32 protein-coding genes are annotated in these 25,557 nt (G+C 51.3%); 20 read left to right on the top strand and 12 right to left on the bottom strand.

Annotated elements, in window-relative coordinates; genetic code table 11:
- Window positions 1-63: 63 nt before the first annotated feature.
- From NGAR_RS14915 to NGAR_RS14925, 3 genes are all read left to right on the top strand, one after another.
- Window positions 64-657 carry a hypothetical protein gene (locus NGAR_RS14915; RefSeq protein ID WP_148681565.1) on the top strand — a complete coding sequence of 198 codons (594 nt, stop codon included), beginning with the start codon at window positions 64-66 and terminating at the stop codon, window positions 655-657.
- Window positions 658-688: 31 nt separating this feature from the next.
- Window positions 689-1,765: a hypothetical protein gene (locus NGAR_RS14920; protein ID WP_015020628.1), complete on the top strand. Its 1,077-nt coding sequence runs from the start codon at window positions 689-691 to the stop codon at window positions 1,763-1,765.
- Window positions 1,766-1,832: 67 nt separating this feature from the next.
- Window positions 1,833-2,072, top strand: coding sequence for a hypothetical protein (locus tag NGAR_RS14925; protein ID WP_015020629.1), 240 nt, complete (start codon window positions 1,833-1,835; stop codon window positions 2,070-2,072).
- Between the two features lie 3 nt (window positions 2,073-2,075).
- Here the strand turns inward: NGAR_RS14925 and NGAR_RS17970 are convergent, their stop codons facing one another.
- Window positions 2,076-2,243, bottom strand: a complete 168-nt coding sequence (locus NGAR_RS17970) for a hypothetical protein (protein WP_228369210.1) — start codon at window positions 2,241-2,243, stop codon at window positions 2,076-2,078.
- Between the two features lie 39 nt (window positions 2,244-2,282).
- On the opposite strand from NGAR_RS17970, the gene NGAR_RS14930 reads away from it, so the two are divergent.
- Window positions 2,283-3,212 (top strand): DNA-methyltransferase, encoded by a 930-nt coding sequence (locus NGAR_RS14930; RefSeq protein WP_015020630.1) that lies wholly within the window; start codon window positions 2,283-2,285, stop codon window positions 3,210-3,212.
- On the opposite strand, the gene cbiT is transcribed toward NGAR_RS14930, so the two are convergent.
- A complete protein-coding gene (gene cbiT / locus NGAR_RS14935) occupies window positions 3,202-3,786 on the bottom strand; it encodes a precorrin-6Y C5,15-methyltransferase (decarboxylating) subunit CbiT (RefSeq protein ID WP_148681881.1) in 585 nt (194 codons plus the stop codon). The two genes, NGAR_RS14930 and cbiT, sit on opposite strands and share 11 nt — an antisense overlap.
- Window positions 3,787-3,828: 42 nt before the next feature.
- Window positions 3,829-4,269 (bottom strand): hypothetical protein, encoded by a 441-nt coding sequence (locus NGAR_RS14940; protein ID WP_228369211.1) that lies wholly within the window; start codon window positions 4,267-4,269, stop codon window positions 3,829-3,831.
- 460 nt (window positions 4,270-4,729) lie between these two features.
- Here NGAR_RS14940 and NGAR_RS14945 point away from each other — a divergent pair, with 460 nt between their 5' ends.
- Together NGAR_RS14945 and rqcH are read left to right on the top strand one after the other, a co-directional pair.
- Window positions 4,730-4,960, top strand: a complete 231-nt coding sequence (locus NGAR_RS14945; protein ID WP_148681567.1) for a hypothetical protein — start codon at window positions 4,730-4,732, stop codon at window positions 4,958-4,960.
- 109 nt (window positions 4,961-5,069) lie between these two features.
- On the top strand, window positions 5,070-7,055 hold the full coding sequence (rqcH, locus tag NGAR_RS14950) for a ribosome rescue protein RqcH (RefSeq protein WP_015020634.1): 1,986 nt from the start codon (window positions 5,070-5,072) through the stop codon (window positions 7,053-7,055).
- A 27-nt stretch (window positions 7,056-7,082) separates the two neighbouring features.
- Here rqcH and NGAR_RS14955 read toward each other — a convergent pair whose 3' ends face one another.
- The gene (locus NGAR_RS14955; protein ID WP_148681568.1) at window positions 7,083-7,325 is read right to left on the bottom strand and encodes a hypothetical protein; all 243 of its coding nucleotides are present in this window, start codon (window positions 7,323-7,325) and stop codon (window positions 7,083-7,085) included.
- A gap of 145 nt (window positions 7,326-7,470) precedes the next feature.
- Here NGAR_RS14955 and NGAR_RS14960 point away from each other — a divergent pair, with 145 nt between their 5' ends.
- The 9 genes from NGAR_RS14960 to NGAR_RS14995 all read left to right on the top strand — a co-directional run bounded on the left by NGAR_RS14960 (window position 7,471) and on the right by NGAR_RS14995 (window position 15,915).
- On the top strand, window positions 7,471-8,076 hold the full coding sequence (locus NGAR_RS14960) for a CBS domain-containing protein (protein WP_015020636.1): 606 nt from the start codon (window positions 7,471-7,473) through the stop codon (window positions 8,074-8,076).
- A complete protein-coding gene (locus NGAR_RS14965; protein WP_015020637.1) occupies window positions 8,057-8,572 on the top strand; it encodes a Mut7-C RNAse domain-containing protein in 516 nt (171 codons plus the stop codon). The genes NGAR_RS14960 and NGAR_RS14965 overlap by 20 nt, the downstream gene beginning before the upstream one ends.
- A gap of 53 nt (window positions 8,573-8,625) precedes the next feature.
- The gene (locus NGAR_RS14970; protein WP_015020638.1) at window positions 8,626-9,249 is read left to right on the top strand and encodes a V-type ATP synthase subunit E; all 624 of its coding nucleotides are present in this window, start codon (window positions 8,626-8,628) and stop codon (window positions 9,247-9,249) included.
- A gap of 1 nt (window position 9,250) precedes the next feature.
- Window positions 9,251-11,062, top strand: a complete 1,812-nt coding sequence (locus NGAR_RS14975; protein WP_015020639.1) for a V-type ATP synthase subunit A — start codon at window positions 9,251-9,253, stop codon at window positions 11,060-11,062.
- Entirely contained in the window at window positions 11,055-12,449 is a 1,395-nt protein-coding gene (locus NGAR_RS14980; RefSeq protein WP_015020640.1) for a V-type ATP synthase subunit B, read from the top strand. The genes NGAR_RS14975 and NGAR_RS14980 overlap by 8 nt, the downstream gene beginning before the upstream one ends.
- A gap of 10 nt (window positions 12,450-12,459) precedes the next feature.
- On the top strand, window positions 12,460-13,128 hold the full coding sequence (locus tag NGAR_RS14985; RefSeq protein WP_015020641.1) for a V-type ATP synthase subunit D: 669 nt from the start codon (window positions 12,460-12,462) through the stop codon (window positions 13,126-13,128).
- Window positions 13,125-13,256 (top strand): hypothetical protein, encoded by a 132-nt coding sequence (locus NGAR_RS18985; protein WP_266190308.1) that lies wholly within the window; start codon window positions 13,125-13,127, stop codon window positions 13,254-13,256. Before NGAR_RS14985 ends, NGAR_RS18985 begins: the two co-directional genes overlap by 4 nt.
- Before the next feature lie 148 nt (window positions 13,257-13,404).
- Window positions 13,405-13,668, top strand: a complete 264-nt coding sequence (locus NGAR_RS14990; protein ID WP_015020642.1) for an ATP synthase subunit C — start codon at window positions 13,405-13,407, stop codon at window positions 13,666-13,668.
- A gap of 120 nt (window positions 13,669-13,788) precedes the next feature.
- Window positions 13,789-15,915: a V-type ATP synthase subunit I gene (locus tag NGAR_RS14995; RefSeq protein ID WP_015020643.1), complete on the top strand. Its 2,127-nt coding sequence runs from the start codon at window positions 13,789-13,791 to the stop codon at window positions 15,913-15,915.
- 34 nt (window positions 15,916-15,949) lie between these two features.
- Here the strand turns inward: NGAR_RS14995 and NGAR_RS15000 are convergent, their stop codons facing one another.
- On the bottom strand, window positions 15,950-17,005 hold the full coding sequence (locus tag NGAR_RS15000) for a V0D/AC39 family V-type ATPase subunit (protein WP_148681570.1): 1,056 nt from the start codon (window positions 17,003-17,005) through the stop codon (window positions 15,950-15,952).
- A 56-nt stretch (window positions 17,006-17,061) separates the two neighbouring features.
- Window positions 17,062-17,316 carry a hypothetical protein gene (locus NGAR_RS15005; protein WP_015020645.1) on the bottom strand — a complete coding sequence of 85 codons (255 nt, stop codon included), beginning with the start codon at window positions 17,314-17,316 and terminating at the stop codon, window positions 17,062-17,064.
- Window positions 17,317-17,620: 304 nt separating this feature from the next.
- Between NGAR_RS15005 and NGAR_RS15010 the strand changes: the two genes are divergently transcribed.
- Window positions 17,621-18,067, top strand: coding sequence for a hypothetical protein (locus NGAR_RS15010; RefSeq protein WP_015020646.1), 447 nt, complete (start codon window positions 17,621-17,623; stop codon window positions 18,065-18,067).
- Between the two features lie 13 nt (window positions 18,068-18,080).
- Here NGAR_RS15010 and NGAR_RS15015 read toward each other — a convergent pair whose 3' ends face one another.
- The gene (locus NGAR_RS15015; protein ID WP_015020647.1) at window positions 18,081-19,073 is read right to left on the bottom strand and encodes an RNA-guided endonuclease InsQ/TnpB family protein; all 993 of its coding nucleotides are present in this window, start codon (window positions 19,071-19,073) and stop codon (window positions 18,081-18,083) included.
- 165 nt (window positions 19,074-19,238) lie between these two features.
- On the opposite strand from NGAR_RS15015, the gene NGAR_RS15020 reads away from it, so the two are divergent.
- Window positions 19,239-19,481, top strand: coding sequence for a hypothetical protein (locus tag NGAR_RS15020; protein WP_148681572.1), 243 nt, complete (start codon window positions 19,239-19,241; stop codon window positions 19,479-19,481).
- Between the two features lie 296 nt (window positions 19,482-19,777).
- Window positions 19,778-20,011 carry a hypothetical protein gene (locus NGAR_RS15025; protein ID WP_015020649.1) on the top strand — a complete coding sequence of 78 codons (234 nt, stop codon included), beginning with the start codon at window positions 19,778-19,780 and terminating at the stop codon, window positions 20,009-20,011.
- Here NGAR_RS15025 and pyrI read toward each other — a convergent pair.
- Window positions 20,008-20,469, bottom strand: a complete 462-nt coding sequence (gene pyrI, locus NGAR_RS15030) for an aspartate carbamoyltransferase regulatory subunit (protein WP_148681573.1) — start codon at window positions 20,467-20,469, stop codon at window positions 20,008-20,010. The two genes, NGAR_RS15025 and pyrI, sit on opposite strands and share 4 nt — an antisense overlap.
- Before the next feature lie 88 nt (window positions 20,470-20,557).
- Here pyrI and NGAR_RS15035 point away from each other — a divergent pair, with 88 nt between their 5' ends.
- Window positions 20,558-20,806: a hypothetical protein gene (locus tag NGAR_RS15035; RefSeq protein WP_015020651.1), complete on the top strand. Its 249-nt coding sequence runs from the start codon at window positions 20,558-20,560 to the stop codon at window positions 20,804-20,806.
- A gap of 441 nt (window positions 20,807-21,247) precedes the next feature.
- On the opposite strand, the gene NGAR_RS15040 is transcribed toward NGAR_RS15035, so the two are convergent.
- The 4 genes from NGAR_RS15040 to NGAR_RS15055 all read right to left on the bottom strand — a co-directional run bounded on the left by NGAR_RS15040 (window position 21,248) and on the right by NGAR_RS15055 (window position 23,934).
- On the bottom strand, window positions 21,248-22,414 hold the full coding sequence (locus tag NGAR_RS15040; RefSeq protein ID WP_015020652.1) for a thioredoxin family protein: 1,167 nt from the start codon (window positions 22,412-22,414) through the stop codon (window positions 21,248-21,250).
- Complete coding sequence (locus tag NGAR_RS15045) at window positions 22,411-23,184, bottom strand: cytochrome c biogenesis CcdA family protein (protein WP_015020653.1); 774 nt, start codon at window positions 23,182-23,184, stop codon at window positions 22,411-22,413. The genes NGAR_RS15040 and NGAR_RS15045 overlap by 4 nt, the downstream gene beginning before the upstream one ends.
- Window positions 23,185-23,259: 75 nt before the next feature.
- The gene (locus tag NGAR_RS15050; protein ID WP_015020654.1) at window positions 23,260-23,577 is read right to left on the bottom strand and encodes a hypothetical protein; all 318 of its coding nucleotides are present in this window, start codon (window positions 23,575-23,577) and stop codon (window positions 23,260-23,262) included.
- 24 nt (window positions 23,578-23,601) lie between these two features.
- Window positions 23,602-23,934, bottom strand: coding sequence for an ArsR/SmtB family transcription factor (locus NGAR_RS15055; RefSeq protein ID WP_015020655.1), 333 nt, complete (start codon window positions 23,932-23,934; stop codon window positions 23,602-23,604).
- A gap of 213 nt (window positions 23,935-24,147) precedes the next feature.
- Here NGAR_RS15055 and NGAR_RS15060 point away from each other — a divergent pair, with 213 nt between their 5' ends.
- Window positions 24,148-25,512, top strand: coding sequence for a DEAD/DEAH box helicase (locus NGAR_RS15060; RefSeq protein WP_015020656.1), 1,365 nt, complete (start codon window positions 24,148-24,150; stop codon window positions 25,510-25,512).
- The last annotated feature ends 45 nt before the right edge of the window (window positions 25,513-25,557 follow it).

Here is a 25,557-nt window from a genome sequence, read left to right on the forward strand (position 1 = left end):
GAAGAGGTAGTATTTTCGCATTGTGCCAAGGAATAAAAGGTCAAAGGCGTAACCCTGTGATAGTTGTTATCGTCTAGGGCGATAGTTCTGGCAGGCGTGGCCGCAGCGTCGCTTGCGCTGTACTTTTCGCTTTCGCTCTATGTCTTTCCCCAGCTCTATCTGATAGAACCGAGGAGACCAGAGGCAGTTATCACGAACGTAAATCTGTCCGCGTCCGAGGTTGAACTTGGAGAGACATTTACCATTTCTGTGGCTGGCACAAACAGGGGTGAAGAGGCAGACATGCAGATTGTGTCAGTGGGCTTTCCAAACCTCACAAGGTCTGACAGCATAGAGGTTCTCAGGCACAACTTTGCCCAGACACCCCTGCGGATTAGCATTGGAACAGAGGTCGGCTCAGAGTATAGCGGTGAAAGGATGGTGAATGCACAATACCCGTCGATCGAAGCTTCTAGCAGGCCGTGGGCAGGTGGCGGCACATACAATATCGACCTGCAGGTAAGGCCCGAGACAGAGGGCACATTTGTGATATTTGTCAAGTCTATTGCGTTTCCTCATAGCTGGAACAGGGCGCACTGGCCGCAAGAGGGCGTCAGTGACTACCAGAAGGAGTTTGTGGATGTGTATCAGGTGCAGGTAGTGACTACAAAGCCTTAATTATCGAATGTGCGAAACGAAAAAGTAGTGAATGAACTATTTCAAACAGAGCCCTGCTCAGAGCATCATTGGCTCTAGCTCCAGATTTCTCGCCAGCTATGTGCTTGTGAGCCTCGGCGTTTTGCTGGCGGCAGGCGGCGGCAGCTGGGACATCAGCAACCACCTGCTGAACAAGCCTGAAACCTTTTTTGCGCCTCCGCATGCAGTGCTCTACTCTGGAGCGGGCGCGGCGGTGGTTGGTGCCATAATATTGTTCCTAACTTCAAGGCGTGCCGGCGCGATGATCATCAGGCCGATCAAGTTGGTCGTGGCCGGCGTCATAATACTGGTGGTTGCCGGGCCGGTTGACTTTGCGTGGCATTCGGCGTTTGGGCTTGATGGGCTCCTCAGCCCACCCCACTTTGTACTTGTAAGCGGGATGGTGGCAAGCAGCATTGGCTCCCTTGCAGGCATGGTCTACTACGGCAGCATGGCTTTCAAGGAATCCAGGCTGCCTCCCTTGCTCATCATAATCGGCGTGTTGCCGGTGTGGCTTGCAGTCTCTGGCATAGTGGATATGTTTTCGCTTCCTTTCTCAAAGACCGATTACTTTAACTTTAATCCGCACCCGACTCTCGGGGTGGCTGTTGCCACACTTGGCTTTCCAGCCGTAATATCGGTGCTGGCGTGCAGCTCGTCGGCCCTTGCAGGCAGGCGCTTTGGCGTGATGACGGCTGTCGGCGCGGCCTTCATCGTGACTGGCATGCTAACATCAATAGTGCCAAATGATGCGCTGGTGCAAACGCTTCTGTTCTATGCGGCCACCAACATAATACCGTTTATAGCGGCCGACGCGGTGCTGTCATTTTCCAGATCAAAAATCTCACTGTATGCCGCCGGCGCCATAGTAGGGCTTGCATTCTTTACCCTGTACTACCCGCTGATAACGTACACATATGGCGAGGCGCTGGGGCGAACTACCATATGGCCAAGCCTCATTGCAATAACATATTTCGAAATAATGGGAACAGTCATGCCACTTATGGTTGCGCCTGCGGCCGCAATGGGGATCCTAGGAGCCGCGGTAAGTGCCAAGCTTGTCTCCAAGAATAAAGCTCTAGAACATTAAAACGAGCAATAGCATTAGTACAACACTCCAGACTCTTTTAATATCAAGGATCACTTTCAATGTGATAATGGCATCTGTACTGGAGATTCAAAATGTCGATTATTCTTTAAAACTTACACGTGAATTTCTTATATGTGATTTTTGTTTTTGGACGGCTTCGGCGATTACCACCAGAAGGCATGACATTGTAGCATGCCCCCAGTGCGATGCCGCGATCTCTCGGATACCGCTTGCAGAAAAAGAGAGCTTTACCTTCAACTATGACAAAAAGCGCGGGGTAGAGCTTGACTTTGCCATAGCCCGCTAGTTGTTAGTTGATGATTGTCATAAAATTCACTGTTGTCGCCGCTGGCGACGAGCACACTCCACAGTAGCCACTTCCAAAGGGCTGGCTGCATCTTTTCTTGTTATTATTGCAGCCATAGATGATGCCGCACCTTCTGCATTGGTGAAGGCACTCCATTGTTGCAGGCAACATGTGTGTATGTGCTAGCTATATTGAGCAGACTCGCTTTTAATGGCAACAATAGATTCTTCACGTTCTTCCTACGTGAAGAAAATGCAAAGGATAAATGCTAGGCTGCTGCATGTTTTTGTTGATCCATTGCAGAATCAAGAGGACGCGCCTTACGGGGTTGTGCAAAAGAATGGCTGCTCGGCCACCTTTTACCTGAAGGACTGTATCAGTGGCCTGAAGGAAAACGTCGGCGAAAAATCTGTTGACGTGGTTGTCACGTCGCCTCCTTACAACATCGGGATCGGCTATGGCTCTTACAACGACGCGCTGCCGCGCGAAAAGTATCTGGCGTGGATGGAGGAGGTGGGCGTCGCGGTCAAGCAGGCACTTGCAGACGACGGCTCGTTCTTTCTAAACATAGGCAACAAGCCAAAGGACCAGTGGATAGCGTGGGACGTCGCCTCTGTCCTGAGGAAGCACTTTGTACTGCAGAACGTCATCCACTGGATAAAGTCGATAGCGATAAGCAAGGCCGACGTCGGCAATTACCCAAACATCGCCGGCGACATCGCGGTAGGCCACTTCAAGCCCATAGTAAGCGACAGGTTCCTAAACGACTGCCACGAATACATCTTCCACTTTACAAAGGCCGGCGACGCCCATCTTGACAAGCTAGCAGTCGGGATACCATACCAGGACAAGACAAACATCGGGCGGTGGAAGACTGCCAAGGAGGACAGGCGCGACAGGGGCAACACGTGGTTCATCCCCTATGAAACGATACAGAGCAAGAGCGAGCGGCCGCACCCGGCCACATTCCCAGTCAAGCTGCCAGAGATGTGCATAAAGGTGCACGGCGGCGCCAAGATGGTAGTCGACCCGTTCACCGGCATCGGATCGACCGCGGTTGCGGCAGTGCGCCTTGGAATCCCGTTTGTTGGCTTTGAGATCGACAGAGAATATCTTGATGTTGCAATATCTAGGCTCTAGTCGCCGATATCATCATCACAGGGTTCCTCGCAAGCATCATGGTCCCAGTCGTCACCTTGCGGGCCTTTGAAATTGTTATCTGGGTAATGTCGACCTCGGCCAGCTTTAGCTCATTTACCGCAGCAAGCGCCTGGTACATCGTTTCTACGAGTATCGTGTCGATCACGATCCTGCCGCCCTTTTTCAGCTTGCTGGCTGCAAGCTCGATCACCTGCCTGGTGTCGCCCCATGTGCCGCCGACCATCACCGCATCAACCTGCGGCAGCTTTGGCAGGACGTCTTGGGCCTTGCCAAGGATGACCTCTGCATTTGCCCCGAACTTTCTCAGGTTCTTCTTGGTCAACTCGACTGCCTTTTGGTCAAAGTCGATGGCGTATACGCTGCCGCCCTTTGTCTGGAGGCACAGCTCTACGGTGATGCTTCCGCTGCCGCAGCCGATATCTATCGCAGAATGGCCTTCCCTGAGCCGCAGCTTGCTTAGGGCTATCGCGCGGATGTCTTCCTTTGTTATGGGCACCTCTTCTGTTCGCTCGAAAAGTTCGTCAGGGATGCCCGGCGTGCGATAGTCCCACAGCAATTTGTTGCTGCTTATGTGAGCTGGCGCCGATATTTCTATTTATGTTAGAATCGACTGGTGAAGCGCCGTGTAGACTATGATCATGAACGTCAGCAGCAGGAAAATGAATGGGACGATGCCCTCCATGGCGACTTTTCTGCGCTTGTCCTTTGGCACGTTCTTGGCGATGCCCCTTCCGATTCCAAGGGAGATAAAGTAGAACACCACCGCGATTCCAAAGGTCATGCCGACAGCTACGCCTTGATCAACAGGAGAATTGGAAGTGTCAAATGGGATCAGAAAACCTGCGACAATGCCAGCAGCTACTCCCACCAGAGCGCGCATGTAATAAACCTTTTCAAATATATCCAAATTGTTGCCTTTTTTGATTAAATTATAGCTGGTAAAATGCCTTGCGGCTATATGTGCAGTCATGCTGGGCTGGCCGGTAGTTGTTGTTGGGAATAAAGGAGCGTGTACGTTTCCAGTAGAGTATGCCAAAAAATGCGGCAGCATGTCGCATTTCTCACACGAAAAATGCTACAATTGTGAACCGGGAACAAGGTATTATCAATCGCGCGTACTATAGTGACATAAGGCCGCATGAGGGGTTGTGAACGATCAGACACCATTAGAAGCAACAGGGGTAAAGATAGAAGGCGAAAATAAGTAAGTCGGTTACCATGATTCAGAATGCTTCCATATAGCATAAATTCATGTAATTATCATCTTGAATGACTCGCATATAGTTGGCTCGATATTGTGTGTGGCTTCTTGTATTGGCGATTATTATTGTGCCTCTTCTATTCTATCTGCTGCCTTCAGCCTTTGCCTACAGTGTAGTAATGATGGAGGCATCCCAGCCAGTAATCAGGACAGATTATTCTCACCTGTCAGACCAATTGCTCCCGGAGACTAGCTAGTCGTAGCCACGACTGCTCAGAGTTATGTGGACGATGACATGGAATATGCAACAATCATAGAGGTCAAATATTCAAATGGGATAACAGAGATGCTAGGCTGGCAGACTGGGCAAATAGCTTCCAATGGTTCTGTGGTGGGCATAGGAATATCTTGGACTCCTCTGAAAGCGGATACCTATCAGCTTCGCGCATATGTCTTGAGTGGTTTGGACAATCCACTGATATACTCAACAGTTGTTATGTCTGAAGTTACAATAGTTAACAGATAGATAGATTAGCAACCTACTTTTTGACAGCTCTTTTCAAAATGCTAAACTACCGAAGACTTGACAGAACCCAATTGTTTAATATTTGTGGTATGCCGCTTCCCTAAGACGTATGGAGCTGTCCGGCATCGAGCTGCGGTACCTTGTCAACGAGATCGGGAGCAGGGTCACCTCAGGGTATTATGTAAGCGGCGTCAATGCCATAACAAAGAGCTCCCTGCTTCTCAAGCTCCACCACCCGACGCAGGAGGACATCATGCTCGTCCTGTCCACAAGGGGCGTGTGGATCACGAAACTGAAATTCAAGCCGGTAGAGGAGAACAGCCTCGAGGGCGCCGCGCAGAGAGAGCTAGAGCGCGCAAAATTAGAGTCGATAGAGCAGGCCGGAAGCGAGCGCATTGTCTCGATGAAATTCAGGCACCCTGACGGAAAGGTGAGGGTCGCCGTCTGTGAGTTCTTTGGCGAGGGCAACCTAGTGATATGCGACGAGGGCATGCAGATAATCGCGATCCTAAACCCGATCCAAGTTAGGCACAGGACCCTCAACGTCGGGCTGCGATACGCCTACCCGCCGGCTAGAGGAGTCGATGTTTTTGAAGTCACGCTTGACCAGATGCTTTCATTGAGAAATGAGGCAAAGAGCCTCGACGTGCTTCGGTGGATCGGGCGCAGCATCTCTATGCCAAAGAAATTCGTCGAGGAGGTCGCCAAGCGTGCAGGCATTGAACCATACAAGCAAGCAGCGCGCCTGTCTGACGAAGAAGTCGAGAAAATCTATTCCATAATCAAGAATCTGGTAAATGACGTCAGCGCGGGCAGGAACCACCAGCCCATCATAATCATGCAGGAGGGCGATAACAAGCCAGTAGAAGCGCTGCCGATAATGACAGAAGAGGCTGCTGGAAAAATCAGCACGAAAAAGGCTGCCGCGTCGTACATGGAGGCGGTCGACGAAGTGCTAAGTGCTGAGATTCTGGACATCGGGCGCAGCAGCAAGACGGTCGAGCTTGACAGGCAAATAGCGATCCTTGAGCACGACCTTGACGAGCAGAACAAGGCCAAGGAAGCGGTGATGCAAAAGTCGGCCGCGATACGCAAGCTTGCCAATGAGCTCATGGCGCTTTCCTACCAGAACCCTGACGACGGCAAGGTCCACGACGTGCTGGCGGCCAACTCGGCATCGATAGTGAAGGAAAAGGGAGTCAAGTACATCGAAGTGGCAGGCGAGCAGGTAGAGATGCAGGCGAATCTTGCTAAGGCAAGCTCAATGCTTTTTGCAAGGGCAAAAGAGATGGAGCGGGGCAGCGCGTCGATAGAAGGGGCTCGGGCAAAATTGCTCGCCCAGATCGAAAAGCTGCGCAGCCAGACTGCTGCCATTCACAAAAAAGTCGTTGTAAAAGAGCAGACTGCCAAAGAATGGTACGAGCGCTACAGATGGTTTATCACCACTGACGGGCTCTTGGCGATTGGCGGGCGCGACGCTTCGTCGAACTCGGCGCTGATACGCAAGCACCTGACAGAGGACGACATTGTGTTCCACGCCGAAGTGCACGGCTCGCCTTTTTTCATCGTCAAAAATGCGGCAGCGCCGGCGAAGGAGGGCAGAATCGATCCGTCATTGCTGCAGGTGGCAAAGGCTACTGTCTCGTTCAGCAGGGCGTGGAAGGACGGGCTCTCTAGCGCCGATGCGTACTGGGTAATGCCAGAGCAGGTGAAAAAGGGGGCACCGACAGGTCAGTTCCTGCCAAAGGGTTCGTTTGTAATAGAGGGCAAGCGGAACTACCTCAAGGGGGTAGAGATAAGGCTTGCAATCGGCATTGTGCAGCTCAACGGCAGAGAGACGCTTGTCTGCGGGCCGGAAGAGGCGATAAAAAGCAGGGCGATCTTTTACGCCGTGCTCCTGCAGGGCGGCATGGACCCAATGACTGCGGCAAAAAAAGCAAAATCAGAATTTGTAAAAATAGCAGCAGCCGGCGACAACAGTGAAGAAGCAGCAGAAACAATAAAGCGCATCAGCCTTGACGACTTTGTAAGGGCGCTTCCGACTGGCCAGTCAAGGATATCGTTTACAGCACGTGGTCAGGCAGGCTTTATTTAAAAAGCCTCTTTTGTTTAGAAGGTCGAACTATAATCCGCCAGACACACTTCTATAAATCCTAAGAACGAGTCCAATTATGACCATGCCAAGAGCAGCAAAATATACTATGAGTCCTGCTCCGCTTGCTACTGAGGTATAGACAGAAACATAATAGTCCTCAACTGCTCCAGCAAATGGGATTATTGCTACAGCTGTAAGTATTATCAGCATGTCAAAATTACGTTTTAGTGTTTTTCCTAGGCTCATTTTGTGGCTCACGGATGATGACATATTTTGCTCCCTTGTACTAGAATAGCATGCATAGATTAAACTAAAATGCATTTTGTGTAGAAAGTTGGCTCTGATAATGACCTTTTTAAACAAGGCCGGTCAGGCAGAAGATAAGTAATTAAAGCCAGAAATGTGATTACTTTTCGTGGTAAAAAAGCCAGTTAGAGAACATGCCGACGCAAACATGACCACCCGCGTGCTTGTCAGGGACATCATGAACAGCCCCGTGGTTTCCGCTTCGCCAGATGACACGATCCGCGACATTGCAAAAAAGATGAAGGAGGAAAAGATCGGAAGCATCGTAATTATTGAAAAGGACAAGCCTGTCGGCATCGTGACTGACTGGGACATTGTTTCAAATGGACTTGTCAAGGATGCTAGGCCAAGCCAGATAAAGGCAAAGGATGTGATGCAAAAGATCCACACCATAGAGAGCGAGGAGAGCATCACCGAGGCCGCGCGCCAGCTGAGGAAGCATAACATCAAACGCCTCGGCGTAGTCTACAAGAATAGGCTTGTTGGCATCATTTCTTCTTCAGACGTAATAGCAGTGACGCCCGACCTTGTCGACGTAGTCTCCGAGAAAGCAGCAATAATCAGGGGCGAGCTTGGCATCACCCGGCATGCTGGCAACGTATCAGGATACTGCGATGAGTGCGGCGAGTGGTCGGACCTCTTGCAGTACGACGAGGGCACGTTCATCTGCGAAGTGTGCAGAGGCGAATCGTCCGGTGGCGCTGAAGGCGCCTAGCTTTCTTGCAGACGCGATGCTTGGAAGCGTCGCCCGCAAGCTTCGCATTTTCGGCTTTGACACGCTCTATATTGCGCACGCGCACGACGACGAAATCCTGAAGATGGGCATCGAGCAGGGCAGAGTAATCCTGACTGCAGACAAGGAGCTGTTCAAGCGGGTGGTCAAGGCAGGAGCGCGGGGCGTGCTTGTCAGCGGCGCAAGCGATCTAGAAGATCTGGTGCACATCCTTTCAAAGAATGGCATTACTTCGGTGGATCTGGACGGCATAGGCTCCCGGTGCTCGGTGTGCAACGGGCTGCTGGAGGAGAAAAAGCCAGAGCAGGTGAAAAATGGCCTGCCAGATAAGGTGGCCAAGATGCACAGGGAGTTTTACCAGTGCACTGTCTGTAATAAGGTCTACTGGGAGGGCGGGCACCTGAGGCGCATAAGGGCACTTGCAAAAAGCGTGGACAGCAAGCTACTACTACTTGGCAGGACCAGTGCAACAACTTAGAGAGACCGCGTCAAAAGGTTAAAATCGGGTGAGAAGGACGAATTCGATCAAATATGAGCTCAAATTCTGCTTTAGAGCGCACGATCAGCAAGGTTTTATCGCAGAAAGAAGCGGAACTGGTTTCAAAAATAGACTCTGCTTACCAAGAATCGCTAAACAACCTTGAAGCTTCCCGTGGCAAGCTGGAGGCTGAGCGCACTAGGATAATTGGGTCGGCAAAAAAACAAGCCGAGAACCTGAAGCGCCAGATAATTGGGTCGGCAAGGCTTGCCGCCCGCAACCAAGAACTCGTCACAATTGAAAACGCCGTCAACAACGCGTTTGAAGAGGCAAGGAAAAAGCTTGCGGCCTCTGGCGGCAAGGACAGCTACAGGGCCCTCATGAGCAACATAATTGAAGAGAGCGTCTCGTCAGTAGGCTCTGGTGGGGTAGTAATTGAATGCAACAAAAACGACGCCGAGCTGGTCAGAAAGATAGTGGCCGACCTGCAGCAAAAGAACTCGAAGGTGCAGGCGAGGGTGTCCGAACAGCACATCGACGTGCTGGGAGGCATCAGGGTCAAGTCCGCCGACGGCACCATGACATTTGACAACACTCTTGATTCTCGAATTGAAAGACTCAAACCTTTAATAAGGAAAAACATAGCCCAGATGCTGAGAGGAGGAGAAGAGGCGTAAAATGGTAGCAGTAGCAAAAGGGAGAATCGTCTGGGTTAGTGGCCCGGCAGTCAAGGCAGACGGCATGTCTGCAGCAAAGATGTATGAAACGGTTGAGGTGGGCGAATCAAAGCTCATCGGCGAAGTCATCAGGCTGACTGGCGACGTTGCATTTATTCAGGTATACGAGTCGACGTCTGGGTTAAAGCCAGGCGAACCTGTGGTTGGCACCGGCCAGCCGTTATCGGTCCTTCTGGGTCCCGGAATCATTGGCAGGATCTACGACGGGATCCAGCGCCCGCTGGATGAGATCGCTGCAAAGTCCGGCGCCTTCATTGGAAGGGGCGTGGTCACGACCCCGGTGGACATGAAAAAGAAGTACAAGTTCAAGCCGGTCGCTAAAAAGGGCGACCAAGTTGGCCCCGGATCGATCCTTGGCACGGTGGAAGAGACCCCGCTGCTGACGCACAGCATCCTTGTCCCGCCAAACTCTCCAAGCGGCAAGCTGGTAGACATTGCAGGCGAGGGCGACTATGACATCGAGCATGTGATTGCCACTACAGAAAAGGGCGGCGAAAAAGTGTCATTAAAGATGTATCACAAGTGGCCCGTGCGCAAGCCGAGGCCCTACGCTGAGCGCTACGACCCGACAGTCCCACTTGTAACCGGCCAGCGCGTGATCGACACCTACTTCCCGATTGCAAAGGGAGGAACAGGAGCGATCCCCGGAGGCTTTGGCACAGGCAAGACGGTCACGCTGCACCAGATTGCCAAGTGGGCAGACAGCAAAGTGGTAGTATACATTGGCTGCGGCGAACGCGGCAACGAGATGACCGAGGTGCTTGTCGAGTTCCCACACCTTATCGACCCGCGCTCTGGCAGGCCGCTGATGGAAAGAACTGTGCTTGTGGCTAACACGAGCAACATGCCAGTAGCTGCAAGAGAAGCGTCCATCTACACAGGCGTCACCATGGCAGAATACTACCGCGACATGGGCTATGACGTAGTGCTCGTAGCCGACTCGACCAGCAGGTGGGCAGAGGCGCTGCGCGAAATGTCTGGCCGTCTTGAAGAGATGCCGGCAGAAGAGGGCTACCCGTCATACCTTGCGTCAAGGCTTGCGGAGTTTTACGAGCGCGCAGGCAGGGTAAAGGCACTTGGCTCGCCAAACAGGGCCGGTTCTGTCACGCTGGTAGGCGCAGTGTCGCCGTCAGGCGCTGACTTTACCGAGCCAGTCACAACACACACTATCAGGTTCATCAAGACCTTCTGGGCGCTTGACACCAGGCTTGCATATTCAAGACACTACCCGTCCATCAACTGGATGCAGTCATATTCTGGATACCTCGAAGACGTGAGCAAGTGGTGGAAGGAGAACGTCACTGGCGAATGGTACGACCTGAGGGCTGAATCGTATCACGTTTTGCAAAGAGAGGATACGCTGAAAGAGATCGTCAGGCTGCTCGGCCCTGAGGCGCTGCCAGACGAGGAAAAGCTGGTGCTCGAAGTGGCAAGGATGGTCAAGATAGGCATTCTGCAGCAGAACTCTTTTGACAAGGTGGACACATACTGCAGCCCGCAAAAGCAGGTCAAGCTTGTAAAGTTGATGGTCAAGTTCTATAGGGAAGCGCAAAAGGCGCTCAAGGCAGGCACCCCGCTTGCAGACATTAGGGCGATGCCGATAATCCCGGCTCTCCTGAAGGCCAAGTTCGAGATACCAGAAGAGCAGTTGAGCAAGCTGGACGACTTGGACAAGCAGATAGACGACCAGTTCAGAAAGGCTGTAGGTGGCGCGGCAGCAGTGGCAGCAGAGGAGGCGAAGGTAGTTGCCTGAAACAGCGGCTGGAGTAGAATACACAAAGGTCGCCGAGATCAAGGGCCCGCTGATGGTAATCGACGGCATCACAAAGGCATCGTTTGACGAGCTGGTCGAGATCGAGACAGCAGACGGCGAGCGCAGGCTCGGCAAGGTCCTCGAAGTAGGCTTTGGCAAGGCCATTGTGCAGGTGTTTGAAGGCACCACCGGCCTTACAATCACTGGAACAAAGGCCAAGTTCTTGGGCAAGACGATGGAGATGCCAGTTTCGCAGGAGCTCTTGGGCAGAGTGTTTGATGGGCTTGGAAGGCCAAACGACGGCCTGCCAGACCCGATCGCTGACAAGTTCCTCGATGTCAACGGCGAGCCCATGAACCCGGAAAGGCGCGAATACCCGACATCGTTCATCCAGACAGGCGTATCAGTAATCGACGGCATGCTGACCCTTGTAAGGGGACAAAAGCTGCCGATCTTTTCCGGCTCTGGCATGCCACACAACATCTTGGCGGCGCAGATAGCCAGACAGGCGACGGTAGTCGGGACAAAGGAAGACTTTGCGGTGGTGTTTGCAGCAATTGGCGTGCAGTACTCTGAAGCACAGTATTTCAAGCGCAGCCTTGAAGAGTCTGGTGCGCTGAGGCGCTCGGTGCTGTTCCTCAACCTTGCAGACGATCCGGCGATCGAGAGGATCATCACACCCAGAGTGGCTCTGACAGTAGCAGAATACTTGGCGTTTGACCTTGGAATGCATGTGCTTGCTATACTGACCGATATGACTAACTATGCCGAAGCGCTCCGTGAAATCAGCGCGGCGAGGGAAGAAGTGCCGGGCAGAAAGGGCTATCCGGGTTACCTCTACACCGACCTTGCAAACAACTACGAGCGCGCAGGCAGGATAAAGGGCAAGAACGGCAGCGTGACCCAGGTGCCAATTCTTTCGATGCCGGCAGACGACATCACTCATCCAATTCCAGACCTGACAGGCTACATCACCGAAGGCCAGATCGTGCTTGGGCGCGACCTGTTCAGAAAGGGCATCTACCCGCCGGTCAATGTGCTCATGTCGCTGTCAAGGCTCATGAAGGACGGAGTGGGCGAAGGTAAGACCAGATCAGACCACATGGAAGTCGGCAACCAGCTCTACGACGCTTATTCAAGGGCACAGGAAGTCAGGGCGCTTGCAGAAATCGTCGGCAGGGCAGGGCTTACAGGCGTCGACCTGAAATACCTTGACGCTGGCGACATGTTCGAGCAGCACTTCCTAAAGCAGGCGCCAGATGAGAACAGGGCGCTTGATGAGACGCTCGGCAGGGCGTGGGACGTGCTGTCAAGCCTTCCAGAAGGCGAGCTGACCAAGATCAAGGAAAAGCACGTGAAGCAATACTACAAGGGCAGCAACAAGTAGGGAAAAAGCAATGTCGTTTGGAAGAAGGGTCACAGCAACAAAGATCGAGCTTATCAAGATAAGGCGCTCGATGCAGGTTGCCAAGATGGTGCACAAGATCCTCGACGACAAGCGCGAAGTGTTGCTCAAAAAGATAGACGAAATGATCGACGAGGCAAACAAGGCCAGAGAAGACATCTGGACGCCGCTTGGGGAGATCTATTCCTCCGTGTACCAGGCGTACATGAGCCTTGGCACCTCCACCCTTGAATCGATATCCGACTCGACGCCTTCTGTCATGGAAGTCGATGTGAACGTAAGGCGCATCGTCGACGTCAAGATACCGACGCTCCAAGTCAAAACAAAAGAAGGCGGCCAAGCGCTTTCCTATGGCTTTGTCGAGACCAACGCGTCCGTAGACAAGGCGGCCAAACTAATCAAGAACATGCTGCCAGGCATCTGCAAGGCGGCGGAATATGAAAACGCGATATTCAGCCTTGCAAAAGAGCTTGAGCGCACGCAAAAGCTGATCAACGCGCTGGAATACGTCATTATCCCGCAGTACCAGGACGCCATGGCATTCATCAAGGCCACGCTTGAAGAGCGCGAGCGCGAAGAATTCGTCAGGCTCAAGAAGGTTAAAGTAGTGCTTGATAAGAAGAAGGTGGCAGAAGCGGAGGCTACAGGATCAGCTACATGACATCAGACGCGATTTCGGACTATTTTGTAAAGGCCAAGGCCCAGCTCAAGGCCGAGCGCGATTCAATGGCCCAAGAGATCAAGGAGAGCATCGCCGCCAGCAAGCGCAAGGCGATGTCAAAGGCCTAACTCATTTTCCTTTTTTGTATTATTTATCACTTCCCTCCGTGTAGTTACTATTAAATAGGGCTTAGAATGTCGGAACTTTGATAGATATATGCAACGAAAGGTAGCAAGTCTTTTAACGGTTCTCGCAGCAGTTGCATTTGCAGGCTTTATGACAACAGAAGCCGCGTTTGCGCAGGAAGGCGGCGAAGGCGCGGCGGCTACACCTGATTCATTCAAGTTTATTGCAGCAGGCATGGCGTTCGGTCTGGCAGCGCTTGGAGCAGGCTTTGGCCTTGGCTTTGTGGGTGCTGCAGGTCTGGCAGCAATCAGCGAAAACCCCAAGATGCAGTCAAGCGTCTTTATTATCGTAGGTATGGTCGAGTCAATCGCCATCTATGGCATAGTCATGATGTTCATCATCTTGGGCCAGTAACCAAGAAAGATCTTCTCTGCCACTTTTTTGGCAACAACCACTTTTTCCTTTTGCTTCAAAAAATCACATTACATCTGAAGAAAGGATTTTAAAGAGATAGGGTTCACACAACCACTGATTATGGGGCTAGCCAAACTTATGAAGGCCACCATCGTCCTGCCAAGGATGGAGACACAGGAGGCCGTGAGCAGGCTGGCTGCGCTGGAGTGGTTCCACCCGATCCAGAATACTGCTTCTGAACACATTAACCCGTATTACGACGACCTTTTGACAAAGGCGCAAAGGCTGTACCAAGACATTGACGAAGTGGTCAAGGCACTCGGCATACCGCCGGAGACAGGCGTGCTTGCGACCATGTTCAAGGGCGCTCCAAAGGGCAAGCACGATTATGCCGCCGAAAACATACAGGGCTTCATCGCCGACCTTGAAGAAAAGAGCGCCAAGTTGCTGGAAGGTCCAAGAAAGGTGCTCGAAGAGCGCAACAGGGTGCAGAGGGAGCTCGAAGAGTACAGCAACCTAGAGGCTCTAGTGTCAAATGCCGCAAACCTGAGCCTGAACCTTGCCGCGTTTGGCAAGCTTGTCAACTTTTTTGCCAACCTTTTTGTCATTGACGCCAAGGACGAGGCAGAGATCAGAAAAAGCCTTGACGACCTTGCCATCTTTTCCACCAAGCTGAACGAGAACAAGACGTCGCTTGTCATCATTGGCTCTGCAGAGGACTCGGAGCGGGTGCTTAAGGTGCTCAGGAGCTTTGGCGTCAACCCGCTGCAGATCCCGGCAGACATGCCCCAGAACCCGAGCGAAGCGTACGCGATTGCAAAGGCAAAGGTCAAGGAGCTTGAAGCCAAGGCAGAGCAGATGGACAAGGAGGTCGAAAAGGTCAAGCAGTCGATCCTGACGCAGTTGCTGTCTCTGCAGGAGGCTGCGAGAGTCGCCAAGGACGTCTTGGAAATTACAAGGAAGCCGGGCGGCACCAAGAACTTTGCAGTCATTGAAGGCTATATCCCCCAAGAGATGGAGGACAGATTCAAAAAGCTCACCTCTGATTATGTTTCGATAATCGAAGATGCCAACCTGACAGTAAACAGCCACGAGGGCGAACACAGCTCAGAACCTCTACCGTCGCTCCTGACCAACAAGAAATACATGCACAACTTCCAGGTCATTACTGAGACTCAAGGTCTGCCGAGGTACGGCGAAGTCGACCCGACGCCGATAATTGCATTTGTCTGGCCGATATTCTACGGGCTGATGTTTGCAGACTTTGGCCACGGCCTCTTGCTCTTTGGCCTGGGTATGCTGTTCCGCTACAGGGGCAACGGCAGGCTCAAGGTGTGGGGAACACTCATTGCCGCAAGCGGCCTGGCAGCTACAGTCGGCGGCCTTGGCACGGGAGAGATGTTTGGGTTCCACTTTGATCATATCTCATTCCTAGAGCCTCTGGCCCACGCGCTGCCAGTTGTAGGCCTGCTGAGCGTGTCAGAGCTGACATTCGAAGAGGTAGTCAAGATACTAGAGGTGTCCATAGCAGTAGGCATTATCCACCTGCTGATGGCGTTCTTCCTCAGGCTGAGGGCCAACCTGAAGCAGGGCAACAAGATTATGGTCTACACCCACGATGTACCAGCGATCATACAGTACTTGGCAGTGGTCTCGCTGATACTGGCAGCCATTGGCTCCCAGTACGACATTATTGGAATGTTCCTGAGCGACAACTACTACGAGACGCCGGTGCCATGGCTGACGTTCGTATTTGGAAGCTGGGTCTCAGTGGGCTTGGTGGCAAAGGCGATGCCTCCTGTCATCATTGCCTGCATTGTCATAACTATACTGGGCGGCATGAAGGAGCAAAAGCACGCGCTGGCACACGGCAAAGAGCCAGAAGGCGGAGGGCTTGTGGGCATCGTGGTAGAAACGGTCATGGTAAGGACAATCGAAATGCTCGCCAACACTATCAGCTACTCCCGGCTTGGCATTATGCTCCTTGTCCACACGGCGCTTCTGGTAACGGTCATCAACTCGTACGAGCACGGAGGAGGGCTTGCCATACTAATCGGCGGCAACATTGGCATCATGATGATAGAGGGCCTGATCGTCTACATCCAAACAATCAGGTTGCACCTGTACGAATGGTTCCCCAAGTGGTACAAGTCCGATGGCGTCCAGTTCAAGAAGCTGGTGCCCCAGATGCTCTACACAAATCTGGTCTGGAAGTACGACGACGGCAAGAAAAAGGTCTCAGCCTAGCCGCTAGCCGCTATTTCTAGACAAATACATGCACTTACTCTACGCGCACAAGGCTTGCCAGTATCTTGTCTGAAGGTATCTTTTGCTCGACGCCTGCAGCAATAGCCGCAAGGTTCCTTATTTCAAAAGCCATCAGCTTGATAGACGCAAGCAGATTTGCGACCGTAAAGACGGTGCGGAACGAGTTCATTATGCGCTTGAGTGACTCTTTTTCAAATGCGACCTCTAGCTGCATGATGGCGTCAATGTCGTTTGCGGCGCTTCTTGGGATAAGCTCCTTGTACGCAGTGCCTGCAAGCTCGCCTATTGCTTCTTGGATCTTTTCGGTGTTTATCATCCTCTGGAGCACGTCTCTTGAAACCTTGCCCGTAGTGACTATCAGGTCGTTCACTTCGTTTGCGCTCAGGCCCCAGAACTTGCCGCGGAGAACAGCAAGAACATTGTATGAATCGACGTCAACGCCGGCGACCTTGTTCGTGTCCTGCAGCTTTGACTCAAAGACAACAGCCCTATCAAGCGACTTGTAGAATGCGTGGTCTAGAAAAGTGTCAAAGACCCTGACGTCGCCCTTTTCCTTGTAGGCCTGTGCGGCTTTTCGCGCGTCTTCTCCAAATTCGCTTCCTGCAAGCGAGTTGACTGCCTCATCAAAATCCTTAGCGACAAGCGCCTTGACCACCAAGTCCCTGCGGCCTACCAGCTCCTCTGCCCTCAGGTTGACCTTTGGCAGCAGCTCCTCGTACGTCCTGCCCATCGCCTTGCCCTTTAGGATTATCTTCAGGTTCCAAGTGATGTATTTTACGAAATAAGCGCTGAGGATCGCAGAGCCGTTTGCAATGTTGACTATTTTTGCGTGCTGGTTCACAAGGTGCTCACGCAGAGCCGATTCGACTTTTTCCGCAGTATACGGCTTGGTAAGCTTGGCAAGCGCGTCAAGGTAAACGGTATTTTTCATTCTGGTAACAAGCTCGTCAATGTCTCTGGATTCTGCCAGAGTCTGGAGCTCGGTCTTGGAAAGCATCTTGCCCCGAAGGCTGTGGGCAAGGACGGTGCCGAAAATCTTGTTTGGCATGCTAACCTTGTTGGTATTCAAGCAGCACTCAGTTCTCTTGATACTTTATAAAAATCATTACCCTTCTACTACTAATCTTAATCTTCAAAGAGCGAGGATATCGCCTTGGAGATCCTTCTGGAGAATGCGAGCAGTGCAAAGTGCAGGCCAAAGCCGATTCCCGCGCTGATGCCGATGTTGATCCCCATCTCGTACAAGCCGATGAAGAGGCCAAGCGAAGGCAGGGTAAGGATGAGCGCCATTGCAGTGCTCACCCATGTTCCCTTTATGAGAATGTCAGGTGGCAGCTTGTCAATCCTCTGGCTTTCAAACTTGAGCGCGGTTCTGCTCATCAATATTTTCTTGAATTGCAAGCAATATTAATTATAACGCAGTAAAACACGCAATGTATATTATCATAAATCTAAGAAATTAGGTCATAGGACAATTTGAATAAATTTTCGCAAGTTAAGTAATGAAAATCAAAAATTCTGGGCATATTTTGCCATAGTTGCTATTTTGACATCATAATTTTACAGATGAAAATTTTGCCGATTATATAATAATAGTTTGTTATATCCCTACTATCAATAAAATGAATATAGATTTGGCTATTCCAATAAACTTAATTAGCAAGCGAGAGCCATTCTATAGCAGATGCAAATAACGGCGACGTCTCTTGAAGAAGGCAAGTTAGACGAGAAACTAGAGATGTTAATCGATCAATTCGAGCGCGAGGTCGCTCCGTATGACAGGTGGTCGCGGATATCGATGGCCGCTACTTCCGCGGGCGTAGTCGCATCCATTGTCCTTCCGCTGCTTTTGCTTCAGCCGGCCCATGCCCTCTATGCCACAATAGCAGGCATTGCTGCAAGCATCGGCCTGACAAAGCTGCCGATACTGTACGCAGATCACAAAAAGCACGAAATCTCTAGGGTAAAGTACAAGCCCGTGACAGGAGTATGCATGTGCGACCTCTACCAGTACAGGACTCATTTGCACAAGATGCAAAATGCGAATAATACTGCAGAGCGCATCAGGCATTCAAAGCTGGCAAGCTACTACAAGCACCAGATGGGCCTAGGTTCTGCCAAGTCCGGTTGATGAGTGACTGGACTTATCGAATCACAAAAAGTCGTTCGATTTTCGCACTGGAACCCGACAGTGCTGTCAGAGAAGATAACTTCCCTAACCTCTTTGCTAGGTTAAAAGCTCCGTTATAGTCGACGTTGCACTGGTAGCCGCATGCATGGCACACGAACAGCCCTTGGTGTGGTCGCAAAGTGTTGTCACTTCCGCACCTGTGGCAGAGCTTGCTGCTATACCATTCCCTCGTCGTCAGCACTGGTGTTCCTTCCCAGTTTGCCTTATACGCGATATACTTTGTCAGCCGATAGAATGGCATGCTTGCAATGATCCTGTTGAATCGTCTGCTTCTTGTTCTATTTCTGATTCCAGATAGGTCGCCCAGTAGTATGACAGCATTGTTCTCCTTTGCCACGTCATCTATCTGGCGACTGATTTTGTGAAGAATGTCGTTTACCTTTCTTTGCTCTCTATTGCTGACCTTGCGTACCATTCTCAGGAGCTTCTTTTTACCTAGCTTTTTGCGCAAGTACGCGTATTTGCGCCTCAATCCTCTTACGTTTCTGCCCATGAATATAGGCTTACTTTGGTTAGAAGTAAAGGAGTTTGCAAACAGCACAGCAGTCGCAATATTCCTTTCACCCATGTCCACAGCAAGTATCGAAGAGGGATGAGCATTATCAAATGAAACTTCTTTTGAAATGGTCAAGTACAATTCATAGTGACCATCTCTTTTCAATAGCTTGGAGTCATGAATATTGCCTTCGATATATTGTTTTGTTTTTATTGGGCACCATATTCGCAACCTTGGCTTGACAGTAATAGCAACAAAGTATGGCATTTTGTTATCCGTTTTTATGACTTTGAACATTCTCTGAGTATCAAGATATACTGGGTCGTTTGGTTCTGCTATTGAAGCATGAGATGCATACTTTGAATATACTTCTGGATGCATCTTGCGGTTCCCACTATAAGGCTTCTTGACTTTGATCATATCTTGCCATGCAGAACAAACTTCATCCAATAATGCATGCTTTCTCTTTGTTAACTGAGAGAGGCAGCATGTTATAGTTTTCTGTACTTCCAGTCATATTTCTATGCTGATAGTTCCTAATATACCCCGTCAGCCGAAGATTTGATAGAACTGCCTATAACAAGGCTTAAATTAATTCCGGTCCTCTCCTTTTTTGTGGCTACAGACGAGAACCGGAAAAAGGTCACGGTAGGCAGAGTTTATGCGATAAGCACGCTTTTGGCCGTGATAATAGCTATTCCTGCAGTGACGGTGACGCTTATCATGCATTATGTAATCAGGACCGACTTTTTCATAACGCTCACTGCGGGGCTGATAACGCTTTTTATCGCGATGGGCTTTGGCTACAAGCTGTCTAAAAAGTTCGCCAGGGTGCCCGGCGGTCAATCAAACACGTGAGACCCGCCGACTATTGCCATCAGCACAATGGAGACTAGAACCACCAATCCAACGATTACGCCCATAATCGTCATGTTTGCAAGGTCCATTATTCTCTCACCTCCGGCGAGGCTGCTATTGTGATGATGACAATGCTAACTATAAAAACTTGATCAGATGCCAGCAAAATCCCGAATTATTAGCTGTTTATCATCATATGGCATCATAATATCAAACGACTTGCCCTGAACCACCAATTTTTCATATTCCGCTCTGGTCGCCAATGGGCAGAAATAGCTGAAGTGCGAAATTAGAGTGTGAACTTAAAGCATATTGCCCTGCAGCTTTGCACGTGCACTTGGATCGAGATAATGACCGGCGCAGGAATAACGCTTTACATGCTCTACCTTGGCAGCTATACGCTCGCGGTGATCACCGTCGGAGTGTTTGCTCCGCTCATCCTGTTCCATTTTGCTATGGATCAGTTACCAAAAAGCAACGTCGAGTGGCAGCAAAAGCGGCCAAGAAGAAGGATAAAGCTTCGCGCCTAGAACACTAGCTCGTCGATTGATAACGTCCTTGCGCAGTAGCGGCACTTGAGCACTACTTTTTCCTTGTCAATGACGTCAATGGTGGACCTGATCTCCTCGCCGCTGTTTGTTATGCATTTCAGGTTGGGGCACTTGAATATCCCGACGATAGAATCTGGCAGCTGGATCTTGCGCTTCTCTATGAGCTTGTAGTCGCGGATAATGTTGATCGTTGCGCGCGGTGCAATGAGTGCAAGCTTGTTGGTTTCGCTCGTCTCCAGAAACCTGTTCTCCACCTTGATGATGTCCTTCTTGCCGTGCTTGCTGCTGGGCACATTCAGCGCGACGGTGATCACGTTGCCCTCCTTGCCTGTTATGCTCAGGGCCCGTAGCACAAGGAGCGCCTTGCCTGCTTCGATGTGATCAATCACCGTGCCGTCCTTTATCCTGCGCACAAGAAGCTGGCTCGTGTCAGACATATATTGCACTGATGCGGTGCTGCTAAGTATATCAGCGTATCGTCGTGTCGTCGATACATTGATTATTCAGTTTCGTTCATAGTCAGCCGTGGGACTGTTCAGACGCTGGAAGCCGAAAGGCAAGATGTACAGCCTGAAATGCACCCAGTGCGGCAGCGGCTTTTTGTCAAGCTACAACCTCGAAGCGCCCATCTGTGGTAAGTGCCTGCAAAAGGCCAAGTCGCTGGATTCCACCATAGATCACGAAAAGGCCTGCATAAAATGCGGCACGCAGGGAGTGATCTATGGCAAGGAATACTGCTACTCCTGCTATTTTGGATTTCAAAAGAAAGAGTAGTAGCAGCCGTTGCAGGCGGGTTGGCGTGCGTACACGAGAGATATGATCTGCAACGGCCGGCGGACAGCTGGTTTAGTCTGGCGATTTTTTTATTACACTGCTGCAGGCAGATGGTCGGCAGATGATAAAGGGCATTGTAGTCTCTTTTACTAGAAAAATTTAGCAGTTGGTCAGCTCGGGTTGGCAGGATCGCATTAATGGATCAAAGGGGAGAGTAGCGGCACCGGCAACGTAAGAGAAGAACGGTGCCGCCAAGGGAGAACGGGATGCTCGGGAAAGCTTTCCATTGCTCTCCCCTTTGCCTATTTCCGCATGACCTTTCAACTTAAGGAACGCGCTAAATTTTGCCACTTATTGCCACAAGACGGGTATTAACGGTATCATATGCCAGTATGTGGAAAATTAGAAATTTTGCAAAAAATGACAGGAGCCCGACAAGCTTTAACCAAAAGTGAAGGTGTATATCTCAAATCCCTTGCCTTTGACATTGATCACTAGCTGGTGCTTGCCGTAATTCTCGTGCATTGCAAGGTTGTAGAGCTTTTGCCCGTCTATGGCAATTGTACCGTCTTCTGAAACGTCTGCCCCGCGCGAGCTGCTGCCAGTCAGGCTTGAGCCGTCCTCTGAAATGTAGAGAACGCTGCCGCTGCTGCCGCCTGCGACGATGTTGACCGCTTTTGCAGAGTACGAAAGGACGACCCGGCCAGTTTCGCTCTGGAGCTCCATGTGGTCTGCGTTATTCTTCCACCCCCCGTCAAGGTAGATCCTATTTGGAAGGATCGTCGTCGTGTCTTCCGGGATCGTGTACTTTACCGTCTGGTCCGGCCTGAAGCCTTCCGGGTTTCCAAGCGGCGCCCTTGCAAACTGGTATCCAAAATAAAGCTCTGGAGTGTCTATCCGGCCAAAGTTGACGCTCTGCGCGTTTTTTGGGTTGCTTATCGACTGGTCGAGTGGAGTAGTAGTGTTGGTTATGCCCATGTACGCGGCGCGCTCTAACAGCAGCGACTGGATCACTTTTTCGGTTTCGGCATAGCTGCCTTCCCCAATGTGGTCGTACCGGATGTAGCCTTCGTTGTCAACCAGGTACTTTCGCGGCCAGTACCGGTTTTCGTATGCCTTCCACGTCCCCTTGTCGTTGTCCTGAGCCACCGGATACTTGATCCCAAATTTTTCAACGGCCGCCTTGACGTTGTCATAGTCTTTTTCAAACTCGAACTCGGGCGTGTGCACGCCTACTATCACCAAGCCGTCGTCCGCATATTTTTCGTACCATGCGTTAAGGTAGGGAATAGTCCTGATGCAGTTAATGCAGCTGTAGGTCCAAAAGTCGATCAGCACGACCTTGCCTCTTAGATCGGCAAGCGTTACCAGGTCGGTGTTGATGTAGCCAGAGATTTGCGCAAGCTCTGGCGCTAGTTTGAATTGTGATTTGTCTATCTGCACTTCTGTAACAGTGCCGTTTTCAATAATGGCTGCAGGCACGAAATTCTTCTGCTGGCCCGACGCGGCCTTGTTGAGATCAGGGTTGTTAAAGTAGACTCCAAAGCCGGCTATGAGCGCGACCACGCCGACTCCTACTGCAAGCGCGCTAAGGTTGTCCGTGTTCAACCAAGACCCCTCTCCAGATTGATTATCTCGCTAGCAAGTGGAAAGTTGCCGATTATGCTAAGCTGGTTTGTGATCACGAGTACGCCCAGTACGATCAGGATTGCGCCCATTATTGGGTTGAAATATTTAAGGTACTTGACCATCTTTTTGATTATCTTGGTGGATTGTGAGAAGAACGCTCCAGTTATCAAAAATGGCACTCCTAGGCCAAGCGAGTATGCAAGAAGCGAATTGTATGCTGCTCCGGGAGAGGTGGCCGCAAGCGTAAGCGTGGTGCCAAGTATCGGGCCGACGCACGGCGTCCATCCGGAGGCAAATGCGGCTCCAAACACGAACGATGTCAGGTAGGTTGTCTTGAAGCGCGGGAGGTTGGCCGCCGTCATCCTCCTTTCAAAGTTGAGCGTGCGTATCTTTGTCGATAGGACAAGGTATGCACCAAACGCGATTATCACACCGCCACCTATCGTCTGGAGCGTCGCCTGAAAGCCGGTACCGATGTTGGCAAGGAAGCTGTTCAATATCACGCCCATCACAGCAAAGACTAGCGAAAAGCCAAGCACAAAGTAGACAGTGTTCAAAAAGATGTTGAGCCGCGTGGACTTTTTGACGGTGACCGAGGTACCGCCGGCATTCTGGTTCTGACCCTGTATCTCGCTCAGTGTCGTGCCCGACAGGTAGGATACAAATGCAGGGATTATCGGCAGGATGCACGGTGAGAAGAACGATCCCGCTCCTGCAAGCGCAAACACCAGAACGCTGGTCTCTACCACACCAATTCAACAGGCAGCTCCCGATTTTTGCTTTAATACTTTTTTCCAAATTTGCACCAAATTGGCTCAGGGCTCTCAGCTGGCCTTCGGCGTGGTTTTCACGCCCTCGGGCCACACCGTGACCTTCAAAAGTGCTACGAGCCCTGCGAGCTCGGCGATATGTATGCCGACAAAGTAGGGCAGCAGATCATCAGAGTAGAGCGGCGCCATTGCAAAATAGCCATAAACCGCTATCCCGTTGTGGAGCATCAGCATGCTTGCAAACACCACGAGGCCAACTGTGAACGTGGCTCTGGTCTTGCTGTAGATGTTGGCATACACGGCCAGCAGCGCGACAAGTATCGCCACGTTTGCCATGCTGATTATGGAGCTGATGTCCATTAGCAGAGCCATTGAAGAACAGGGAAAGAAATTGGCTTATTTACTTTTTTCCAGATCTCTACTGCTACTGCTCCGCTTCTTCTCTATCGCCGCCCTGACCTCGTTGAACGCCTCGATGTTGACTTCAAGGTAGTTGGAGATGAAGTAGAGCACTCCGTACTTTTCACCGGTCTTGGTGACCATGTTGTTCTTCTCAAGAACGCCGATATGGTGCTGCACGGCCTTGTAGTCGATCCCCATCTCCTCGGCCAGCTGGTTCATGTTGTGGGGCCGCTCCTTGAGAAGATCGATTATCCTGATCCTATTCTCGCCGCCCCTCGAACCTGCAAAAAGGTACCACAGCAGGCGCTTGGCGTTGGGGTCTGGCATGTGTAATAGTACTACCATGCTCGTTAGAATGGCTTGAAATTTAAACTTGAATTGCTGCTCTACCGCATACCTTATATCTGTGTCCGGCCTATCTAGGAGCAAGACAAAAGTTTCGGCACGGCAGATTTGTCAAAAGGAAAACAAAAAACTTTTCATCTCTTCCGTGGCTTTTGTGGATAGAAAAGAAAAATACAAAAAAGTGAAAAAAGGAAAATGACAAAAACATTTGAAGAGTTGGGATTGAGTGCACAACTAACAAGAGCACTCTCCGAAAATGGATTTGAGGCGCCGTTCCCTATACAAGAGGCAGCTATACCGCTTGTTTTGGAAGGTAAAGATGTCGTAGGACAGGCGCACACAGGAACCGGCAAGACGGCGGCTTTTGGCCTGCCGATATTGCAAAAGATCAAGCCTGACGGTCCGCTGCAGGCATTGATACTTGCCCCGACAAGGGAACTTGCGGTGCAGGTCACGACCGAGATCAAACGGTTCGCAAAGTACACAGGAGTAAGGACAGTCGCCATCTATGGCGGCCAGAGCATCAACGTGCAGCTTGACAAGCTCAAGCAGGGCGTACAGATAGTAGTTGCGACGCCCGGCAGGCTTATCGACCACATCAAGCAGGGCTCGATAATACTTGACGATGTCAAGTTCGTGGTGCTCGACGAGGCAGACAGGATGTTGGACATGGGCTTTATCGACGACATCAAATTCATCCTGTTCTACGTGAACGAAGACAGGCAGACTTGCTTGTTCTCTGCGACAATGCCCCCGGAGATCCTGAGGCTGGCAGAGGAGTACATGAAGCGCGACGAAATCGAGCACGTGAGGCTCAACGAAGAAGAGATCACGCTTGACACCATCGACCAGTCTTACCTCGTGGTTGAAGAGCGCGAGAAATTCAAGCACCTGTGCAACTTTATCAGGCAGAACAAGGACAGCAAGGCGCAGACCATAGTGTTTGCAGCGACAAAGCAGCGCGCCGACAGGATTGCGTACAACCTCAGGCGCGAAGGCTTTAGCGCAGTCACCATCCACGGCGACCTGTCGCAAAGGCAGCGCGATAACGCGATGCACAAGTTCAGGAAGGGGACCGAAGACATCCTCGTCGCGACAGACATTGCGGCAAGGGGAATCGACGTCCCGGCTGTAGGTCACGTCATCAACTACGACGTGCCAGACGACCCCAACGTGTACTTCCATAGGATCGGCAGGACAGCGAGGGCCGGCGCTGAAGGCAAGGCAATATCTCTTGTCTCAAACGACAGGATTGCCGACTTTGACCGCATCCTGGCGCAAACTCAGCTGCCGATACGCAAGCTCAATGACGAAATGGGAATTGTCGTCCCAGTGGTGGCGCAGCGCCAGCCGCAGTCGTATGGCGGTGGTGGAGGATATCGCAGGCGCGGCGGCTATGGTGGCGGTGGAGACAGGGGATACCGCGGTGGCGGAAGACGCTACGGCAGTGATGGCTATGGCGGCTACAGGCGCGGCGGAGGCCACAGAGGCTACGGTGGCAGCGGAAGCGGCTACCGAGGCGGTGGCGGAAGACGCTACGGCAATAACAACTACTACTAGCAGCGGGCACACCATTTTTAAGGCCCGCAGGCTCTCTATTTTTTA

Source organism: Candidatus Nitrososphaera gargensis Ga9.2, from assembly GCF_000303155.1.
GTDB lineage: Archaea > Thermoproteota > Nitrososphaeria > Nitrososphaerales > Nitrososphaeraceae > Nitrososphaera > Nitrososphaera gargensis.

Coding starts and splice junctions, on each gene's coding strand:
- NGAR_RS15005 (WP_015020645.1), bottom strand. CDS start 17,316: ATGAGCAGAACCGCGCTCAAGTTTGAAAGCCAGAGGATTGACAAGCTG.
- NGAR_RS15010 (WP_015020646.1), top strand. CDS start 17,621: ATGCAAATAACGGCGACGTCTCTTGAAGAAGGCAAGTTAGACGAGAAA.
- NGAR_RS14995 (WP_015020643.1), top strand. CDS start 13,789: ATGGGGCTAGCCAAACTTATGAAGGCCACCATCGTCCTGCCAAGGATG.
- NGAR_RS17970 (WP_228369210.1), bottom strand. CDS start 2,243: ATGTTGCCTGCAACAATGGAGTGCCTTCACCAATGCAGAAGGTGCGGC.
- NGAR_RS14990 (WP_015020642.1), top strand. CDS start 13,405: ATGACAACAGAAGCCGCGTTTGCGCAGGAAGGCGGCGAAGGCGCGGCG.
- NGAR_RS14925 (WP_015020629.1), top strand. CDS start 1,833: ATGGCATCTGTACTGGAGATTCAAAATGTCGATTATTCTTTAAAACTT.
- NGAR_RS15050 (WP_015020654.1), bottom strand. CDS start 23,577: ATGGCTCTGCTAATGGACATCAGCTCCATAATCAGCATGGCAAACGTG.
- rqcH (WP_015020634.1), top strand. CDS start 5,070: ATGGAGCTGTCCGGCATCGAGCTGCGGTACCTTGTCAACGAGATCGGG.
- NGAR_RS14985 (WP_015020641.1), top strand. CDS start 12,460: ATGTCGTTTGGAAGAAGGGTCACAGCAACAAAGATCGAGCTTATCAAG.
- pyrI (WP_148681573.1), bottom strand. CDS start 20,469: ATGTCTGACACGAGCCAGCTTCTTGTGCGCAGGATAAAGGACGGCACG.
- NGAR_RS15060 (WP_015020656.1), top strand. CDS start 24,148: ATGACAAAAACATTTGAAGAGTTGGGATTGAGTGCACAACTAACAAGA.
- NGAR_RS14920 (WP_015020628.1), top strand. CDS start 689: ATGAACTATTTCAAACAGAGCCCTGCTCAGAGCATCATTGGCTCTAGC.
- NGAR_RS14930 (WP_015020630.1), top strand. CDS start 2,283: ATGGCAACAATAGATTCTTCACGTTCTTCCTACGTGAAGAAAATGCAA.
- NGAR_RS15055 (WP_015020655.1), bottom strand. CDS start 23,934: ATGCCAGACCCCAACGCCAAGCGCCTGCTGTGGTACCTTTTTGCAGGT.
- NGAR_RS14975 (WP_015020639.1), top strand. CDS start 9,251: ATGGTAGCAGTAGCAAAAGGGAGAATCGTCTGGGTTAGTGGCCCGGCA.
- NGAR_RS14970 (WP_015020638.1), top strand. CDS start 8,626: ATGAGCTCAAATTCTGCTTTAGAGCGCACGATCAGCAAGGTTTTATCG.
- NGAR_RS14955 (WP_148681568.1), bottom strand. CDS start 7,325: ATGTCATCATCCGTGAGCCACAAAATGAGCCTAGGAAAAACACTAAAA.
- NGAR_RS14945 (WP_148681567.1), top strand. CDS start 4,730: ATGGAATATGCAACAATCATAGAGGTCAAATATTCAAATGGGATAACA.
- NGAR_RS18985 (WP_266190308.1), top strand. CDS start 13,125: ATGACATCAGACGCGATTTCGGACTATTTTGTAAAGGCCAAGGCCCAG.